The organism is Stenotrophomonas sp. YJH_SMC_16, assembly GCF_059367875.1.
Genome location: NZ_JCAFRH010000001.1, coordinates 732,176 through 748,664 on the forward strand (window position 1 = coordinate 732,176; position 16,489 = coordinate 748,664).

General features: G+C 66.7%; 16 protein-coding genes. 7 read left to right on the top strand and 9 right to left on the bottom strand.

What is annotated here, in order from left to right:
- Window positions 1–44: 44 nt before the first annotated feature.
- A complete protein-coding gene (locus tag AC5P6E_RS03300) occupies window positions 45–1,010 on the bottom strand; it encodes a sodium:calcium antiporter (protein WP_019338587.1) in 966 nt (321 codons plus the stop codon).
- Window positions 1,011–1,084: 74 nt separating this feature from the next.
- The gene (locus AC5P6E_RS03305) at window positions 1,085–1,741 is read right to left on the bottom strand and encodes a hypothetical protein (RefSeq protein WP_019338588.1); all 657 of its coding nucleotides are present in this window, start codon (window positions 1,739–1,741) and stop codon (window positions 1,085–1,087) included.
- Between the two features lie 124 nt (window positions 1,742–1,865).
- Between AC5P6E_RS03305 and AC5P6E_RS03310 the strand changes: the two genes are divergently transcribed.
- Window positions 1,866–2,402, top strand: a complete 537-nt coding sequence (locus AC5P6E_RS03310; protein WP_019338589.1) for a hypothetical protein — start codon at window positions 1,866–1,868, stop codon at window positions 2,400–2,402.
- Between the two features lie 203 nt (window positions 2,403–2,605).
- Here AC5P6E_RS03310 and hmgA read toward each other — a convergent pair whose 3' ends face one another.
- On the bottom strand, window positions 2,606–3,913 hold the full coding sequence (gene hmgA / locus AC5P6E_RS03315) for a homogentisate 1,2-dioxygenase (protein ID WP_010482677.1): 1,308 nt from the start codon (window positions 3,911–3,913) through the stop codon (window positions 2,606–2,608).
- Between the two features lie 102 nt (window positions 3,914–4,015).
- Window positions 4,016–5,128, bottom strand: a complete 1,113-nt coding sequence (gene hppD / locus AC5P6E_RS03320) for a 4-hydroxyphenylpyruvate dioxygenase (RefSeq protein WP_019338590.1) — start codon at window positions 5,126–5,128, stop codon at window positions 4,016–4,018.
- A 129-nt stretch (window positions 5,129–5,257) separates the two neighbouring features.
- Here hppD and AC5P6E_RS03325 point away from each other — a divergent pair, with 129 nt between their 5' ends.
- Together AC5P6E_RS03325 and AC5P6E_RS03330 are read left to right on the top strand one after the other, a co-directional pair.
- The gene (locus AC5P6E_RS03325) at window positions 5,258–5,752 is read left to right on the top strand and encodes a MarR family winged helix-turn-helix transcriptional regulator (protein ID WP_050815698.1); all 495 of its coding nucleotides are present in this window, start codon (window positions 5,258–5,260) and stop codon (window positions 5,750–5,752) included.
- A 379-nt stretch (window positions 5,753–6,131) separates the two neighbouring features.
- The gene (locus AC5P6E_RS03330; RefSeq protein WP_019338592.1) at window positions 6,132–7,187 is read left to right on the top strand and encodes a PDDEXK nuclease domain-containing protein; all 1,056 of its coding nucleotides are present in this window, start codon (window positions 6,132–6,134) and stop codon (window positions 7,185–7,187) included.
- A 31-nt stretch (window positions 7,188–7,218) separates the two neighbouring features.
- Here AC5P6E_RS03330 and AC5P6E_RS03335 read toward each other — a convergent pair whose 3' ends face one another.
- From AC5P6E_RS03335 to AC5P6E_RS03350, 4 genes are all read right to left on the bottom strand, one after another.
- Window positions 7,219–8,358 carry a hypothetical protein gene (locus AC5P6E_RS03335; protein WP_019338593.1) on the bottom strand — a complete coding sequence of 380 codons (1,140 nt, stop codon included), beginning with the start codon at window positions 8,356–8,358 and terminating at the stop codon, window positions 7,219–7,221.
- Between the two features lie 202 nt (window positions 8,359–8,560).
- On the bottom strand, window positions 8,561–9,166 hold the full coding sequence (locus tag AC5P6E_RS03340; protein WP_019338594.1) for a thioredoxin family protein: 606 nt from the start codon (window positions 9,164–9,166) through the stop codon (window positions 8,561–8,563).
- Between the two features lie 19 nt (window positions 9,167–9,185).
- Complete coding sequence (locus tag AC5P6E_RS03345) at window positions 9,186–10,685, bottom strand: peptide MFS transporter (RefSeq protein WP_019338595.1); 1,500 nt, start codon at window positions 10,683–10,685, stop codon at window positions 9,186–9,188.
- A gap of 181 nt (window positions 10,686–10,866) precedes the next feature.
- Window positions 10,867–11,742 (bottom strand): tryptophan 2,3-dioxygenase, encoded by an 876-nt coding sequence (locus tag AC5P6E_RS03350; protein WP_019338596.1) that lies wholly within the window; start codon window positions 11,740–11,742, stop codon window positions 10,867–10,869.
- Between the two features lie 336 nt (window positions 11,743–12,078).
- Here AC5P6E_RS03350 and pdhA point away from each other — a divergent pair, with 336 nt between their 5' ends.
- From pdhA to AC5P6E_RS03370, 4 genes are read left to right on the top strand one after another with little or no spacing between them, the layout of a single operon-like run.
- Window positions 12,079–13,161, top strand: coding sequence for a pyruvate dehydrogenase (acetyl-transferring) E1 component subunit alpha (gene pdhA / locus AC5P6E_RS03355; protein WP_019338597.1), 1,083 nt, complete (start codon window positions 12,079–12,081; stop codon window positions 13,159–13,161).
- Window positions 13,154–14,221 (top strand): alpha-ketoacid dehydrogenase subunit beta, encoded by a 1,068-nt coding sequence (locus AC5P6E_RS03360; protein ID WP_019338598.1) that lies wholly within the window; start codon window positions 13,154–13,156, stop codon window positions 14,219–14,221. The genes pdhA and AC5P6E_RS03360 overlap by 8 nt, the downstream gene beginning before the upstream one ends.
- Before the next feature lies 1 nt (window position 14,222).
- Window positions 14,223–14,576, top strand: a complete 354-nt coding sequence (locus tag AC5P6E_RS03365; protein WP_005411349.1) for an SH3 domain-containing protein — start codon at window positions 14,223–14,225, stop codon at window positions 14,574–14,576.
- Window positions 14,573–15,961, top strand: coding sequence for a dihydrolipoamide acetyltransferase family protein (locus AC5P6E_RS03370; RefSeq protein WP_495230693.1), 1,389 nt, complete (start codon window positions 14,573–14,575; stop codon window positions 15,959–15,961). Before AC5P6E_RS03365 ends, AC5P6E_RS03370 begins: the two co-directional genes overlap by 4 nt.
- A 120-nt stretch (window positions 15,962–16,081) precedes the next feature.
- On the opposite strand, the gene AC5P6E_RS03375 is transcribed toward AC5P6E_RS03370, so the two are convergent.
- A complete protein-coding gene (locus AC5P6E_RS03375; protein ID WP_019336706.1) occupies window positions 16,082–16,468 on the bottom strand; it encodes a VOC family protein in 387 nt (128 codons plus the stop codon).
- Between the last annotated feature and the right edge of the window lie 21 nt (window positions 16,469–16,489).

Below are 16,489 nucleotides of genomic sequence, written 5' to 3' on the forward strand. Positions count from 1 at the left end.
CGTTGGTCGGCACGGAAACAACCGCATCCACGCATGGCGTGGATCTACAGCGCTGGGGCGCCGACCAGCAGCAGCTCCAGCACGAACCAGCCGACGAATGCGACCAGCAGGATCCCGCCTTCGCCCCGGCTGATCTTCAGGTCGCCGCGCAGCATCGGGTACAGCACCAGCGCGAACGCCAGCAGCGCCGGCAGTTCCAGGCGCACGAACGAGGCCGGCAGCGCCAGCGGCTGCAGCACCGCCATCGCACCGATCACCAGCAGCAGATTGACCACGCTGGAACCCAGCACGTGGCCCAGCACCATGTCGCCATGCCCGCGACGGGCGGCGGCGATGGCGGTGGCCACCTCCGGCAGTGCGGTGCCGATCGCTACCGGCAGCAGGCCGACCAGCAGGGGCGTCCAAGCCAGGGCTACGCCGAAGTCCGCCGCGGCCCCGACCACCAGGCGTGCGCCCCAGTACAGGGCCAGCGCGGCGATCAGCACCCGCAACACGTTCAACGGCAGGCTGGTGCGGCTCAGTGCGGATTCGGCAATGGCCGCCTGCACCTCGGCGCTCTCGCCGCGGCCACGGCGCAGCAGCAGCACCTGCACCACGATGAAGCCGGCCAGCAGTACGCCGCCCTCCCAGCGTGCCAAGCCGCCATCAAGACCGAACAGGATCAGCAGCACGCCGGCCGCCAGCAGCGACCACCACAGCACCGTCTGCAGGCGCGCGCGCAGCAGCAGTGGCGCAGCCATGGCCGCCGCGGCCAGGGTCAGGCCCAGGTTGACGATGCTGCTGCCCACCGCGTTGCCCAGGGCCAGCTCCGGTTGGTCCACCGCCAGCGCGCGCGCATTGACCGCCAGTTCCGGCAACGAGGTGGTTACCCCGAGCAGCAGCAGCCCGGCAGTGAACGGGCTGGCCCCGAAACGTTGGGCCAGGCCGGACACGGCCTTGACGATGGAGTCCCCGCCCAGCGCCAGCAGCAGCAGGCCGAGCAGGAACCAGGCAATGGCAATGGCGATCATCGAGCACTCCCCCCAGCAGTGGTGGCGCGATTCTACGCTTGGCCCGCACGCGCGGCTGGGCCGTGGATCAAGGATCAGCCACACCCTTCCGCATAATCGACCTGCGGGGTCTGCCCGACGCGCCAGGCACCCACCCGGCCATCGGCACCGAGCGCGAAGTCGATCACGGCCCCGCCCTCCTGCGCCGGGCGAACGCGCAGGTGCTGGGCCTTCTCGTCGTACTTGTCAGGGCCGACATCGGCCCGCTCCGGGTACAGCACCTGCAGCTCACCCAGGGTCATGCCGACCTTGCCGCCGCCTGGTGCGGTGATGGCTGCGCTGCGCACGTCGTAGCGCACCAGCTTGCGGCCTTCGATCATCAGGCGCGGGTCCTCGGCATCCTGCGGGCGCAGGAAGTAACAGCCATCGTTGCCATCGTCAGCCGGCAGCGGCTTGCCGGCGGCATCGGTGCCCAGCCCCTGCAGCGGCGTGCCGAAGCCGGCGCGCACGTCGGCGATGCCGGCCCCCAGCTTCGCACCAGCGAAGCCGTCCAGGCGGGCTGGACTGTCCTTGCGGAGGTCGTTCGCCGGGCGAGCCGCCAGATCAGGATCCGTCGACTGGGCGGGGCCGGTCGCCGAGGCGGTTTCTGCCGGAGTGTCGCTGCCGCTGCCGGCCGCCCCCTGCTTGTCGGGGCCGCCACTGCAGGCGGCGAGCGAAAGGAGCAACAGACCAGCAATCGGGAGGTGCTTCATCGGTGCGGTTCCCTGGCACGAAGATGGCTGCACGCTAGCCCATCCGGTGTGCAGGCGCTGCATTGTCATCGCGGTTTCATCGCCTTCGTTCAGGCTCGGCGAGCACCGACATGCCGTCCCTTCCATGCAACCGCGCAAGACCGATCTCGCCCGAACCGCGCTGCAGGCCCACCGCGCGCCGCTGGACATGCGCCAGCGCCGGCTGCTGATCCTGTGCGACGGCCAGCGCACCGTTGCCGACCTGACCGGTCTGCTCGGCCAGGAAGCACCGGCGATGGTCATCCAGCTGGTACAGGCGGGGTACCTGAGCACCGGCACGGGCGCCATGACCCCGGCACCGTCGACCGCAGCCGCGGCAACGCCGGTGCCCACGCCGCCGGCAGCCACACCTGCTGCACCCGCGATCGAACGTCGCCGCTCGCTGGTGGCCGCGCGCATCTACGTGCTGGGCATATTGGAGATGCAGCGCCACCCGCAGGCGGCAGCACTGTTCCGTGACCTGCAGCAGGCGCGTGCGGAAGAAGAGGTGCTGCAGCGGCTGCAGTCAGCGATGCAGATGCTGCCCGGGCTGACCTCGGAGGGCTATTGCCAACGCGTGCGACAGCGCCTGCTGGAGGCGTTGCCGTTGGAGCACTGCGAGGCGTTCGCCGAAGTGGCGTAAGCGCAAGTTCCGGCGGAGAGCATCCACGCATGGCGTGGACCTACTGCATCACGACCGCCTTTCGCTAGATCCACGCCATGCGTGGATGCGATCAGGATCCATGCCGACCAACGGTCGGCACCCACCGAGGCAGTGGTTGGTAGATCCGCGCCATGCGTGGATGCGATCACGATCTGTGCCGACCAAGGTCGGCACCCACCACGCTAGCGGGACGACCGGAAGTTGTTACGCAGGCCGTTCCAGCACTGCTGGTAATCGCCCTGGCGGTGGCCGGCGGCCAGCGCCTGTGCGGTCGGGCGGATCACCGCACGGGTCTCGAACATGAAGGCCATCGTGTCCTTGATCACATCGGCCTTGGACAGATCGGCATTGGACGCCTTGTCAAAGGTCGGCGCGTCCGGGCCGTGACCGCTCATGCAGTTGTGCAGCGACGCGCCACCCGGCACGAAGCCTTCGGCCTTGGCATCGTAGGCGCCATGCACCAGGCCCATGAACTCGCTGGCGATGTTGCGGTGGAACCACGGCGGGCGGAACGTGTTCTGCGCCACCAGCCAACGCGGCGGGAAGATCGCGAAGTCCATGTTGCTGGTTCCCGGCGTGTCGCTTGGCGAATGCAGCACCAGGAAGATCGACGGGTCCGGGTGGTCGTAGCTGATCGATCCGATGGTGTTGAAGCGACGCAGGTCGTAGCGGTACGGCGCGTAATTGCCGTGCCAGGCCACCACGTCCAGCGGCGAATGGTCGATCGGCGCACGCCACAGGCGGCCTTCGAACTTGGCGATCAGTTCGAAGTCGCCATCCACATCCTCGAACGCCGCATGCGGGGTCTCGAAGTCGCGCGGATTGGCCAGGCCGTTGGAACCGATCGGGCCGAGGTCGGGCAGCTTCAGCAACGCACCGTAGTTCTCGCAGATGTAGCCGCGGCTCGGGCCATCGGGCAGTTCGACGCGGAAACGCACGCCGCGCGGAATCACCGCGATCTGCTGCGGCTCGATCTCGATCACGCCCAGCTCGGTCAGCAGGCGCAGCGCGCCCAGCTGCGGCACGATCAGCAGTTCACCGTCGGCGTCGTAGAAGTAGCGGCCGACCATGTCGCGGTTGGCAGCGTAAAGGTGGATGCCCACGCCGGCATGCGCGTCGGGCGAACCGTTGCCGCCCATCGTGTACAGGCCTTCGACAAAGTCGGTCGGCAGCTCCGGCAGCGGCAGCGGGCTCCAGCGCAGCTGGTTCGGCGAGGCCGGCTGTGCGCCGAAATCACACTGCAACTGCGACTGCGCAAACGGAGTGAACTCGCCATGGGTCACCGCCGGGCGGATCCGGTACAGCCAGCTGCGGCGATTGCTGCCACGCGGCGCGGTGAAGGCGGTGCCGGTCAACTGTTCGGCGTACAGGCCGTGGGCCACCTTCTGGGGCGAGTTCTGCCCGACCGGCAGCGCGCCGGCGACGGCCTCGGTGGCGAATTCGTTGCCGAAGCCGGACTGGTAGCCGCGGGCGGTGATGGCGGGGGACATGGGGGCTCCTGGGTACGGCGAGACCGGAACGGAAAGCAGCCGAGCATGGCCCGGCTCTACAGATGGGCAGGCGCCGGGACTGGCCCGGCGCTACCGATGACCTTACAGCACGCCGCGGCGGATCTGGTCGCGTTCGATGCTCTCGAACAGCGCGGTGAAGTTGCCTTCGCCGAAGCCTTCGTTGCCCTTGCGCTGGATGATCTCGAAGAAGATCGGGCCGATGCAGTTCTGGGTGAAGATCTGCAGCAGCTTGCGCTGGTGGGTTTCCGGATCGGCATCGATGAGGATCTTGTTCTTCGCCAGGCGCGGCACGTCTTCACCGTGGTTCGGCACGCGCTGGTCGATCACATCGAAGTAGGTCTCCGGCGTGTCGAGGAAATCCACGCCCTGCGCGCGCATCGCTTCGACGGTCTCGTAGATGTTCTCGGTGAAGCAGGCGATGTGCTGGATGCCTTCGCCCTTGTACGCGTCCAGGTACTCGTTGATCTGGCTCTTCGGGTCGGACGATTCGTTCAGCGGAATGCGCACGATGCCGTCCGGCGCGGTCATCGCCTTGGACACCAGGCCGGTCTTCAGGCCCTTGATGTCGAAGTAGCGGATCTCGCGGAAGTTGAACAGGCGCTCGTAGTAGTCCGACCACTGCTGCATGTTGCCGAAGTACAGGTTGTGGGTCAGGTGGTCGATGAAGGTCAGGCCGAAGCCCACCGGGTGCAGGTCGGCACCGGCGATCGGCTCGTAGTCGCCGTCGTAGATGCTGCCGGCCGCGCCGTAGCGGTCGACCAGATACAGCATGCAATCGCCGATGCCCTTGATGACCGGGGCGCTGACCGCCTTGCTGTCCGGCTTGAAGGCAATGGCTTCGGCACCGTTGCCCAGTGCGGTCAGGTAGACCTCCTGACCAGGTTTCTTGAAGCGGATGGCGAAGCCGCAGGCGCACGGACCGTGCTTCTCGGCGAAGTCGGCGGCGAACGAATCGGGGTCTTCATTGACCAGGAAGTTGACGTCGCCCTGGCGATAGACGGTAATCGGACGCTGCTTGTGCTTGAGCACCGCGCTGAAGCCCATCTTCCGGAAGTACTCGTGCAGCTCCTGGCCACGGCCGGCCGGGGCGGCGAATTCGACGAACTCGAAGCCGTCGATGCCCATCGGGTTCTCGAAGGTGGTGACCTGCATGCCGGGGTTGGGGTGCGAGGCGGTCGGGACTGCGGTATTCATGGCGTGGCTCCGAATCGGTACCGCATCGGTACAAACCAGGTGCGGGCAGGTAGGGACCCGGCGAGAATGCAGGGTCTGGACCTACCCCTTATAGTTACACTTGAAACCACCAGCAAGGTGCACCGCAACATGAGCCCCGCCGATCCCGCCTCGACCCGCCTGCGTGCCTCGCACGTCCTGCTCGACCTGGAACAGTTCCTGCCGTACCGGCTGAGCGTGCTGTCCAACCGGGTCAGCGGCAACATCGCCAAGCTATACGGCGATCGTTACGGTCTGGCGATTCCCGAATGGCGGGTCATCACCATCCTGGCGTTGTACCCGGGCTCCTCGGCCAGCGAGGTCTCCGACCGCACGGCGATGGACAAGGTGGCGGTCAGCCGCGCTGTGGCCCGCCTGCTGGAACGCGGCTTCATCAAGCGCGAGACCCACGGCGACGACCGCCGCCGCTCGGTGCTGGCGCTGTCGGCAGCCGGCTTCGAGGTCTACGAGACCATCGCGCCGATGGTGATCGAGATCACCCGCAAGCTGATGTCGGTGCTGAGCGAGGAGGAGGAGCAGGTGCTGGAAAAGCTGATCCTTCGCCTGGCCGGTGACGGCCTGGAGCGGATGGGCGAAGGGGTCTGAAAGAAAAAGGGGACGGTGGGGATCAAGCCGTTTTGGGCCCCAAGTCGCGGGAGCCGACCCTGGCCGGTAGCGGAACAGCGGCTGGGCGATTGTCGTCCGCCACCTTTGATCTGACGGGACCCGCTCTTTGGCGGGCTGTGGGCCGGCCACAAACAAGGCCATCGGACACATTCACTTCCCGCAGAACCCGTCCTGAAGTGTCGCCCTCGCCCGGCGGCATTTCCGCATTGGCCTGATACGGCCCGTTTCCGCGAGGCTGGTGTATCGAAACGGGCTGTTCCAGTGAGTTCTCCTATTGGACTGTCCGTGTGTACGGCCTGACGGTAAGCGTTCAACGGGTATCAGCCCGGCCATGGATCCACATCGGACGGGCTCCCTCATGGATGACTCGCGTTCAACGCTGCCGCATGGCCAGGAATTGCTGGCCGATCTCAGAGAGCTGATCTGCGCGGCGCGCAGCAGGATGCACAGGACCATCAACACCGAGCTCACTCTGTTGTACTGGCGAATCGGGCGTCGCATCCATGTGGACCAGATGGCTGGGCGACGTGCGCGCTACGGAGAGGTCCTCTTCCCCCGGATAGCCAAGGCGCTGTCCGCCGAGTTCGGTACCTCCTTCGGTGAGAAAAGCTTGCGCAGGATGGTGCAGTTCTCCACTGCATTTGCAGATGAGCAGATTGTCGTATCGCTGATACGACAATTGAGCTGGACCCACTTCATCGCGCTGATCCCACTGGCGGATCCGCTCAAGCGCGACTTCTATGCGCAGATGGCCGCCACCGAGGGCTGGAGCGTGCGCACATTGCGCCAGCGCATCGATTCGATGCTGTACGAGCGCACGGCGCTTTCCAGTCAACCCGAGCAGACCATCGCCGAAGAGTTGGCAGCACTGCGCGGCAACCAGCAGCTGTCTCCAGGGCTGGTACTGCGTGATCCCTACGTACTGGATTTTCTTGGCCTGAAGGACAGCTGGGATGAGCAGGACCTTGAAAGCGCGATCCTTCGCGAGATGCAGGGCTTCCTGCTCGAACTTGGCACGGGTTTCAGTTTCGTCGCCCGCCAGAAACGCATCCAGATCGACGGTGATGACTTCCACCTGGACCTGCTGTTCTACAACCGCCGCCTGCGCAGGCTGATCGCCATCGAACTGAAGATCGGCGAGTTCAAGCCCGCCTACAAAGGGCAGATGGAACTCTATCTGCGATGGCTGGACCGCTACGAACGTGAGGACGGCGAGCAGGCGCCGTTGGGCATCATCCTCTGCACAGGGAAGAAGGCCGGCCAGATCGAATTGCTGGAGCTGGACCGCTCAGGCATCCATGTTGCGGAATACCTGACCACCTTGCCCTCTCGTGAGGTCCTCAAGCAAAGATTGCAGACCGCCATGGAGCGGGCCAGGCAACAGCTGCAGACCGCGGCACCCAGCTCCCTGTAGATCCACGCCGTGCGTGGATGGCGCCCACGCCTCAGCTCAGATGCTTGCGGCGCGCATGGATCCACGGCACCGCCAGCGCGGCAATGGCACCACCGGCGAAGCCGAGCGAGGCGGAAACCGTGGCCGCTTCGACTGCCCCCGGCAACGCCAGCGCGGCAGCTACGAGCAACAGCGACGGCAGGCCGACGAAGGTGCCCAGGAAGAAATGCCAGCGCGGCGACCAGGTGTTGAGCTGCAGCAGGCTGACCGGCTGCCAAGCATCGGATGCGGCATCTTCGGCGATCTTCGCCACCGCCTTGGCCAGGTCCACTTCCGGCAGCGCGCGCCCCTGCCGTGCGATCGCCAGCAGCTCGGCCACGGCCTCCACCGGCGGGAAACTGGACGGCCACGCAACCGGCGCCGGCACGCCGTAGGCGGTCAGCACCGGCACGCTCAGCCACGGCGCTACCAACGGACGCATGCGACGGCGACCGTGCACGCACCAGATCTGCGACTGGCCGTGCGCGGTGACGCTGTACAGCGCCAGTTCGTTGGCCGGCGGATAGCCGAGCATGGTCACACGTGCCGCCAGGCTGTCCTGGCCCATCGCGCGCAGGAAACCGGGGCGGCTGCGCCCTTCCTGCATCCACGCCAGGCCGAGTGCACCCACCAGATAGGCCTCGGCCACGTCCTTGCTGCCGGCGGCGGCGCGTTCGTCGCTGGCCAGGTACCAGGCCAGCGATTTCGGTTCGGACACATCGTCCAGGCCCCAACGGCTGTCGTCCCCCAGCACATGGCGCACTGGCAGGCGCGCGGGCGCGGTTTCGCCACGCTCGCCTGGCTGCAGGAACGGCAGCACGCCCTGGATGAAGGTGGACAGTTCGATCGCACGCACGCCATGGCCCTGCCATTCCGGCGGCAGCAACCCGGCCAGCTGGCCGTCGGCGGCCAATGCATCGAGCCGTGATTTCTGCTCGACCAGTTTCTGCACCGCCCCCTTCAGCACCACGTTGTCGGGCAGCGCGATCTGCGGCAGGCGATGGCGCGGCGGGGCCAGTTCAATACTGTCCTCGCCGGTACCGGCGTCATCCAGCAGCGCCTCCTGCGGCGGCAGGGTCACACCCTCGCCTGCTTCGCCTTCGGCCAGAGTACTGGCAGGTTCGGGCAGTCGTTCGGCGTGGTCGCTGTGCATGGGCGTTCCGGTAGGTTGCATCGACGGGGCGTCGACTGAGGTCCTTGCCGGTAACGGCGAGGGCGTTGCGATATTGAGATGCCGATTTCGGGAATGTGACCGCAACCACAGTAGATCCACGCCATGCGTGGATGCGACCCGACATCAGTGCCGGCCAACGGTCGGCACCTGCCGAGCATGCCGGCCAGCAACCGGCACTACCCTATTCCGGTTTGTCGGGTGCCCACTGCTTGAGGAACGCGGTCACGCGCGCGGGCTGGAAGGCTTCGCCCTTGCGCAGCTCGCCGGTGGCCTGCGACACCAGCAGTCCGCCATCGGCATCGAGCACCAGCAGGTACGGGTAGTCGCGCTCCATCATCGGGAACTGGGCGAAGAAAGCGGTATTGGGTTGTTCGTCGCTGGCGTTGACCTTTACCCACACGTAGTGGGCATCGCGGAAGCGGCGCAGATCACCGTTGCCTTCCACCAGCTCGTCCAGCGCCCGGCAGCGATCGCAGGCGGCATTGCCGACCTCGAGCAGGATGCGCTTCTTGCCGCGCTGGGCTTCCACCTTGGCGGTGGCCAGATCGTCGGCGGGGTTGCGGGCCGGGTCGAACTGCGCGCCGAGCCCGGCGATGGCGGCAATATCCGCCGCCACCGGGGTGTTGCCCGAGGCCACCGGTTCGCTGGGGTCAGCGACCGGTGGCTCGGTGGGTCGGGTATCCAGCGGCTGCGTAGGCTCGGCGGCGGCAGGCGGTTGCGGTTGGGAACAGGCGCCGATCAGCGCCGCACAGACCACCACTACCGCAGTACCGAGCTTGCTACGCATGCCTTCTACCCTCTCATCGTTACTTGACGCCGTGCATCAGCTTGTTGATCAGCGGGGCGATCAGGAACAGCACCACGCCGGAGCCGATCAGGGCCCAGAACCCGAAGGTATACCCCTTCAGGGCCGACTCGACCGTCATGCCGCCTTCACCACTGACCACGCCGGCGAAGATGCCGGACAGGTTGTTGCCGATGCCGGTGGACAGGAACCAGCCACCCATGCCGAAGCCGACCAGGCGCACCGGGGCCAGCTTGGTCACCATCGACAGGCCGATTGGTGACAGGCACAGCTCACCCACGGACTGGATGACGTAGACCATGAACAGGGTCCAGAACGGGATCTTGCCGTCCACGACCATCTGCGACAGCGCGTACATCAGCAGGGCGAAGGCGGCGCCATTGAACAGCAGGCCCAGGCCGAACTTGCGCGGGATGGACGGATTGGCGCGGCCCATGGCCACCCAGATCCAGGCGATGATCGGGGCCAGGGTGATGATGGCCACCGAGTTGACCGACTGGAACCATGCGGTCGGGAAGGTCCAGTCGCCCATCTGGCGGTTGACGATGTTCTCGGCCAGGAAGGTGAAGGAGCTGCCGGCCTGTTCGAAGAACATCCAGAACATGACGTTGAAGGCGAAGATGATCAGCATGGCGATCACGCGGTCGCGCTGCACCTTGCCCTCGCGGATGCCCTCGACCAGCAGCAGGATGGCCAGCGCGGTGAACATCGCACCCAGGATCCAGGCCAGCGCGGTGGCGCCGGTGGCCAGCAGGAAGTACGCGACCGGGATGGCGACCACGGCACCGGCCAGCACCATGATGATGCGGCCGAAGCCTTCAGCGCCGGCCGGCGGTGCACCGATGCCCTTCAGGCCGGCGCGACCGATGTAGAACCACACCAGCGAGATCAGCATGCCCACGCCCGAAGCGATGAACACGACCTTGTAGGACGGCATGGCATCGGTACCGAAGACCTTGCGGGCCAGGTACTCGGTCAGCACCGGGGCGATCATCGCGCCAATGTTGATGCCCATGTAGAAGATGGTGAAGCCCGAATCGCGGCGCTCGTCCTTCAGGCCGTACAGCTTGCCGACCATGGTCGAGATGTTCGGCTTGAACAGGCCATTGCCGACGATGATCGTGGCCAGGCCGAGCTTGAAGATGTGCTCCTGCGGCAGCGAGATCATGAACAGGCCGGCGGCCATGATGATCGCGCCGGTCAGGATCGATCGCTGATAGCCCAGTACCCGGTCAGCCACGTAGCCACCGAAGATGGCTGCGGCATACACCAGGGCCAGGTAGGCGCCGTAGATGCGGCTGGCGTCGCCTTCACCGGCAGCGCTGCCGTTGTAGAACTGGGCAACGATGTACAGCACCAAGGCCCAGCGGATGCCATAGAACGCAAAGCGCTCCCAGAACTCGGTCATGAACAGCATCCACAACGGGCGCGGGTGGCCCAGCGTGGTCTTGAAGTCCGGCAGCGCCGGCTCTGGGGTGTTCGCAGTGGCGTTTACGCTCATGCGGGTTTCCTGGTTCGGTGGATGACGAGCACGTCCGCTGTGCAGTTGGAGCAACGCGCGAGGATCACCGACTTCTGGCGTTCACGTCAAATACACGCCGTTTGAGGCAGGTGCCAGCCTGCTCGCTGAACTTGCATCTGAAACGATCCAGCCAGTGGCCGGGATCCAAGCTGAATACGGATCAGCCCTGCGCTGACGGGGGCCCGGCCTGCAGGCTGGTACGCACCTGGAACAGCTCGGGGAAGAAGGTCAGTTCCAGCGCCTTGGCCAGGAAGCCCACCCCGGACGAGCCGCCGGTGCCGCGCTTGAAGCCGATCACCCGCATCACGGTGCGCATGTGTCGGAATCGCCATAGCTGGAAGGCGGTCTCCAGGTCCACCAGGTCCTCGCACAGCGCGTACTCGCGCCAGTAGCGGTCGGTGTCCTGGTAGATGCGTTCGAAGACCGGCTGCAGTGCGTCGTCGGCCACATGCGGCTGGGTCCAGTCGTGGTTTTCATACACGGCCGGTACGGCGTGGCCGAAGCGGGCCAGGTACTTCAGGAACTCCTCGTACAGGCTGGGCGCCTCCAACACGGTGCGCAGCTGCGCCTGTCCGGCCGCATCGTGCTCGAACACCTGCAGCATCTGCGCGTTCTTGTTGCCCAGCAGGAACTCGATGTAGCGGTACTGCAGCGACTGGAAACCCGAGGACGGGCCCAGCACGTCGCGGAAGCCCATGTACTCGGACGGAGTGAGCGTTTCCAGCACCGACCACTGCTCGGTCAGCTGGCGCAGCACCTGCTTGCTGCGCGCCAGTACCTTGCGGCACTGCCAGACTTCATCGCGCTGCAGGAAGCCGATTGCGGCGCGCAGCTCATGGCCCAGCAGCTTCAGCCACAGCTCCGAGGTCTGGTGCTGGATGATGAAGAGCATCTCGTCATGGTGCGGCGGGTTGGACAGCGGCTGCTGCGCGCTGAGCAGCTGGTCCAGCCGCAGGTAGCCGCCGTAGGTCAGGCGCCCCTGCAGGTCGGTGTGGATGCCGGCTTCGAGATCGCGTTGGTTGTTGTCGACGGACATGGGTGCGGCCAGATCGGGGGCGGCAAGGGTAGCGCGTTGCCAGCCGCGCGGGCAGCCGCGCCGTCCATACCGGGGCGTGCGGTGCCCCGTGGAGCATTGGCCGATGCGGGGCCTGCGCGTGGAACCGATCGGGTCGTTGCGCCAGCAGTCAGCCAGAGGCGTATTCTGATGCTTTGCAGCAACGACTGAATACGTTGTTGTTATTGGCCCCCCACCCGCCGGCAGGGGTAAAACAGGGCGTTGCCGTGTTGCGGCGCAGGAAGGCTATTCCGTACGCGTTCCTTAACATGGCGATTCATATCATTTGTAACTTCTCTGTCGAAGGTGCAGTACGCAATGACGGTTGCCGCTGAATTCAAGATCGAATACCTGCAGTACCTGGACGCGGACGGCAAGCTCGTCCGCGATGACCTGCCCGCGTCGCTGCGCGACCCCAAGGTCCTGGTACCGCTGTTCAAGCAGATGCTGTTCGTACGTACGTTCGACAGCAAATCCATCGCGCTGCAGCGCACCGGCAAGCTGGGCACCTATGCCGCCTGCCTGGGCCACGAAGCGGCGCACGTGGGCATCGGCGCAGCGATGCAGAAGGACGACGTATTCGCGCCTTCGTACCGCGAGTATGGCGCGATGTTCATGCGTGGCGTGCGCCCGCACGACGTGCTGATGTACTGGGGCGGCGACGAACGCGGCAACGATTACGGCGGCAACGCGGCCAAGGACTTCCCGTTCTGCGTGCCGATCTCCACCCAGTGCCTGCATGCCGCGGGCGCCGCGCTGAAGTTCAAGCTCAACAAGGAACCGCAGATCGCGGTGGCCGTGTGCGGCGACGGCGGCAGCTCCAAGACCGACTTCTACGCGGCACTGAATTCGGCCGGCGCCTACAAGCTGCCGCTGATCCTGTGCATCGTCAACAACGGCTGGGCCATCTCGGTCCCGCGCTCGGCCCAGACCGGTGCCGAAACGCTGGCGCAGAAGGGCCTGGCCGGCGGCCTGCACTGCCTGCAGGTGGACGGCAACGACCTGATCGCCGTGCTGGCGGCGATGGAGCAGGCACGCGAGCGTGCGCTGGCCGGCGACGGTGGCACCGTGCTGGAACTGATGACCTACCGCCTGTCCGACCACACCACCGCCGATGACGCGCGCCGCTACCGTGACGACGCCGAGGTGAAGGATGCCTGGCAGCGCGAGCCGATGCTGCGCCTGCGCAAGTACCTGATCAACGCCGGTGTGTGGAGCGAAGAAGAGGAAACCGCCTGGGTTGCCGAGTGCGGCACGCGCGTGGACGAGGAAGTGAACCTGTACCTCAACACGCCGGTGCAGCCGGTCGAGGCGATGTTCGACTTCCTGTATGCCGATCCGCCGCCGGACCTGCTGGCCCAGCGTGCCCAGGCGATCGCCCTGGAGAAGCGCCATGGATGAGATCAAGAACGGCGCGCCCGGCGCGCACACCAACGCCGCCGACAGCGCTGCTGTCGCGCGCGGAGAAGAGAGCATGACCACCACGCCGATCACCCTCATCGAAGCCATCACTCAGGCGCTGGCCTGGGAGCTGGAGCACGACCCGTCGGTGCTGGTGCTGGGCGAGGACGTGGGCGTCAACGGCGGCGTGTTCCGCGCCACCGCCGGCCTGCAGCAGCGCTTCGGTTCCGAACGCATCCTCGACACCCCGCTGGATGAAACCACCATCGCCGGCCTGACCATTGGCCTGGCCGCGCAGGGCATGAAGCCGGTGGCCGAAGCCCAGTTCGACGGCTTCATGTATCCGATGGTCGACCACATCGTCTGTCACGCTGCACGCCTGCGTTACCGCACCCGTGGTCGCCTGCACTGCCCGATGGTGCTGCGCGTGCCGTGGGGCGGTGGCATCCGCGCGCCGGAACACCACAGCGAAGCCAACGAGGCGATCTTCACCAACGTGCCGGGCCTGCGCGTGGTGCTGCCGTCGTCGCCGCAGCGTGCGTACGGCCTGCTGCTGGCCGCGATCCGCGAACCGGATCCGGTGATCTACATGGAGCCCAAGCGCATCTACCGCCAGTACAAGGAAGTGGTCGTCAACGACGGCGAAGCCTTGCCGCTGGACGTCTGCTTCGTGCTGCGCGATGGCACCGACGTGACCCTGGTGACCTGGGGCGCGCAGGTGAAGGAAGCACTGGAAGCGGCTGACAAGCTGGCCGGCGAAGGCATCAGTGCCGAAGTCATCGACGTGGCCACGCTGCGCCCGCTGGACTTCGCCACCATCGCCGAATCGGTGGCCAAGACCGGCCGCTGCGTGATCGTGCAGGAGGCCCCGAAGACCGCGGGCTTCGGCGCCGAGATCGCCGCGCGCCTTGCCGAGGAATCGATCTACGACCTGCTGGCGCCGGTCGAACGCGTCACTGGCTACGACACCCACATTCCGCTGTTCCGCCTGGAAATGAAGTACCTGCCGAGCGTTGAGCGGATCGTGGCTGCAGCCAAGCGCGCGGTGGCGGCCGGCTGACGTGCGGGCCCGCCTTCTGGGGGCTTACCGCAGCCAGTATCCCAACCCGCTCCGGTTCCACACCGGCCAGATCGTCGAAGTAGGTGTCCGTGACGAGGAATGGCCGGCGTTTGCCTGGGTACGCACCAACGATGGGCGCGCTGGATGGGCGCCCATCGCCTGGTTGCAGCTGCTGGACGAGGGTCGCGCCGAAGCCCTGTGCGACTACGACGCCCGCGAGCTGGATGTGGAAAGTGGCGAGATGGTGAAGCTTCATCACGAACACGGTGGGTGGTGGTGGTCCGAGCGCGCCAATGGCGCGACGGGCTGGCTGCCGGCCCGCGAACTGGAACTGCTGGAAGAGAACTGCAAATGAGCCAGACCAAGAACTTCAACCTGCCCGACCTGGGCGAAGGCCTGCCGGACGCGACCATCGTCGAGTGGTTCGTCAAGGAAGGCGATGTGATCAAGCTGGACGAGCCGCTGGTGTCGATGGAGACCGCCAAGGCCGTGGTGGAAGTGCCCTCGCCGTTCTCCGGCAAGGTGCTGAAGCTGTCCGGCGGCGCCGGCGACATCATCCCGACCGGCTCGGTGCTGGCCAGCTTCGAACTGGACCCGAACCTGCCGCAGCGTGCCGATGGCCAGGACACCGGCCACAGTCATGGTCACGCCGCACCGGCGGCGCCGGCTGCCGCACCGACCCCGCCGCCGCTGCCGGCTGCGCCGGTCGCTGCGGAAGAAGCCAAGCCCGCCGCGGCCGAGCGTGATGACGCCGGTACCGTGGTCGGCGCGATGCAGAGCTCCAACACCGTGCATGCCGAACAGGCGCTGGCCGTCGGTGGCGTCAAGGCCGTGCCGGCCGTGCGTGCGATGGCGCGCAAGCTGGGCGTGGACCTGAGCCGCGTGCCGGCCACCGGCACCGATGGCGCGGTGACGATGGCCGACGTCAAGCAGGCCGCCGCCAACGGCACCGCCAAACTCGGCGCCGCCCCGGCACCGGTTGCCGCCGCGTATGCCGCGCCGGCCCCGGCGCAGATACCTGCCCCGGTGCAGAGCGAAGCCCGCACTCCGCTGTCCGCCGCCGGCAAGCCGATGCGCACCCAGCCGCCGGGCGTGGTCGCCAAGGGCCAGCCGGAACCGCTGAAGGGCGTGCGCCGCAACATGGCCCGCGTGATGGCCGACGCGCACAGCAAGGTCGTGCCGACCACGCTGAACGACGACGCCGACATCCACGCCTGGCTGCCGGGCAACGACGTCACCGCCCGCCTGGTTCGCGCCATCGTCGTTGCCGCACAGAAGGTGCCGGCGATGAACGCCTGGTTCGACGGTGAAGCGCTGACCCGCACCCTGCACGCGCAGGTCGACATCGGCATCGCCGTGGACACCGACGACGGCCTGTTCGTGCCGGCCCTGCGCAATGCCGACATGCTCGATGCGCGCGGCATTCGCGAAGGCGTCAACCGCCTGCGCGAGCAGGTGGAATCGCGTTCGATCGCCGCCTCGGAACTGAGCGGCTACACCATCTCGCTGTCCAACTTCGGCATGTTCGCCGGCCGCTACGCGACCCCGGTCGTGGTGCCGCCGTGCGTGGCCATCGTCGGTGCCGGCCGCGCCCGCCACCAGATGACCCCGGTGATGGGCGGCGTGGAAGCACACAAGGTGATCCCGTTGTCTGTCACCTTCGACCACCGCGCGGCCACGGGGGGTGAAGCCGCCCGCTTCCTGCGCGCGATGATGGACGACCTGGCGCTGGCCAGCTGATCCAGCTGATCGGTGGGTGCCAACCTTGGTTGGCACATGAACGGGAAAAACGCCGGGCACTGCCCGGCGTTTTTTTGTGCCCGCATCCACGCATGGCGTGGATCCACAAAATGCCCGCGATCAATCGCGAGCGACCATACCCTCGGCGCGGCTGTAGACACGCAGGCGGTGCCCGTCAGGATCCGCTCCGACGAAGGTGTGGCCGAACTCCAGCGTCACCGGCGCCTGCAGGATCTCCACACCGAGCGCGCGCCACGCATCGTGCGTCTGCTGCACGGCGACGGGGTTGGCGACCACCATCGCCAGTTCCGCCGCGCCGGCCTGCGCCGACACCGGCGGTTGCACATCGTCGCGCTGCCACAGGCCCAGTGCGGCGCCATCGCCGAGCAGGAACAGCGCAAACCCGGGCGACTGTTCGACCGGCGGCTTGCCGAGGATGCCGCTGTAGAAGGTGGCGCTGGTGGCGACGTCGCGCACGTACTGCAGCAGGGTGCTGGGCGTGAACATGGGGAGGCTCCGTTGTGGGGA

What these genes read in the sequence shown, in the direction of transcription:
- AC5P6E_RS03300 (WP_019338587.1), bottom strand. Translation starts at nt 1,010, where the DNA reads ATGATCGCCATTGCCATTGCCTGGTTCCTGCTCGGCCTGCTGCTGCTG.
- AC5P6E_RS03305 (WP_019338588.1), bottom strand. Translation starts at nt 1,741, where the DNA reads ATGAAGCACCTCCCGATTGCTGGTCTGTTGCTCCTTTCGCTCGCCGCC.
- AC5P6E_RS03310 (WP_019338589.1), top strand. Translation starts at nt 1,866, where the DNA reads ATGCAACCGCGCAAGACCGATCTCGCCCGAACCGCGCTGCAGGCCCAC.
- hmgA (WP_010482677.1), bottom strand. Translation starts at nt 3,913, where the DNA reads ATGTCCCCCGCCATCACCGCCCGCGGCTACCAGTCCGGCTTCGGCAAC.
- hppD (WP_019338590.1), bottom strand. Translation starts at nt 5,128, where the DNA reads ATGAATACCGCAGTCCCGACCGCCTCGCACCCCAACCCCGGCATGCAG.
- AC5P6E_RS03325 (WP_050815698.1), top strand. Translation starts at nt 5,258, where the DNA reads ATGAGCCCCGCCGATCCCGCCTCGACCCGCCTGCGTGCCTCGCACGTC.
- AC5P6E_RS03330 (WP_019338592.1), top strand. Translation starts at nt 6,132, where the DNA reads ATGGATGACTCGCGTTCAACGCTGCCGCATGGCCAGGAATTGCTGGCC.
- AC5P6E_RS03335 (WP_019338593.1), bottom strand. Translation starts at nt 8,358, where the DNA reads ATGCACAGCGACCACGCCGAACGACTGCCCGAACCTGCCAGTACTCTG.
- AC5P6E_RS03340 (WP_019338594.1), bottom strand. Translation starts at nt 9,166, where the DNA reads ATGCGTAGCAAGCTCGGTACTGCGGTAGTGGTGGTCTGTGCGGCGCTG.
- AC5P6E_RS03345 (WP_019338595.1), bottom strand. Translation starts at nt 10,685, where the DNA reads ATGAGCGTAAACGCCACTGCGAACACCCCAGAGCCGGCGCTGCCGGAC.
- AC5P6E_RS03350 (WP_019338596.1), bottom strand. Translation starts at nt 11,742, where the DNA reads ATGTCCGTCGACAACAACCAACGCGATCTCGAAGCCGGCATCCACACC.
- pdhA (WP_019338597.1), top strand. Translation starts at nt 12,079, where the DNA reads ATGACGGTTGCCGCTGAATTCAAGATCGAATACCTGCAGTACCTGGAC.
- AC5P6E_RS03360 (WP_019338598.1), top strand. Translation starts at nt 13,154, where the DNA reads ATGGATGAGATCAAGAACGGCGCGCCCGGCGCGCACACCAACGCCGCC.
- AC5P6E_RS03370 (WP_495230693.1), top strand. Translation starts at nt 14,573, where the DNA reads ATGAGCCAGACCAAGAACTTCAACCTGCCCGACCTGGGCGAAGGCCTG.
- AC5P6E_RS03375 (WP_019336706.1), bottom strand. Translation starts at nt 16,468, where the DNA reads ATGTTCACGCCCAGCACCCTGCTGCAGTACGTGCGCGACGTCGCCACC.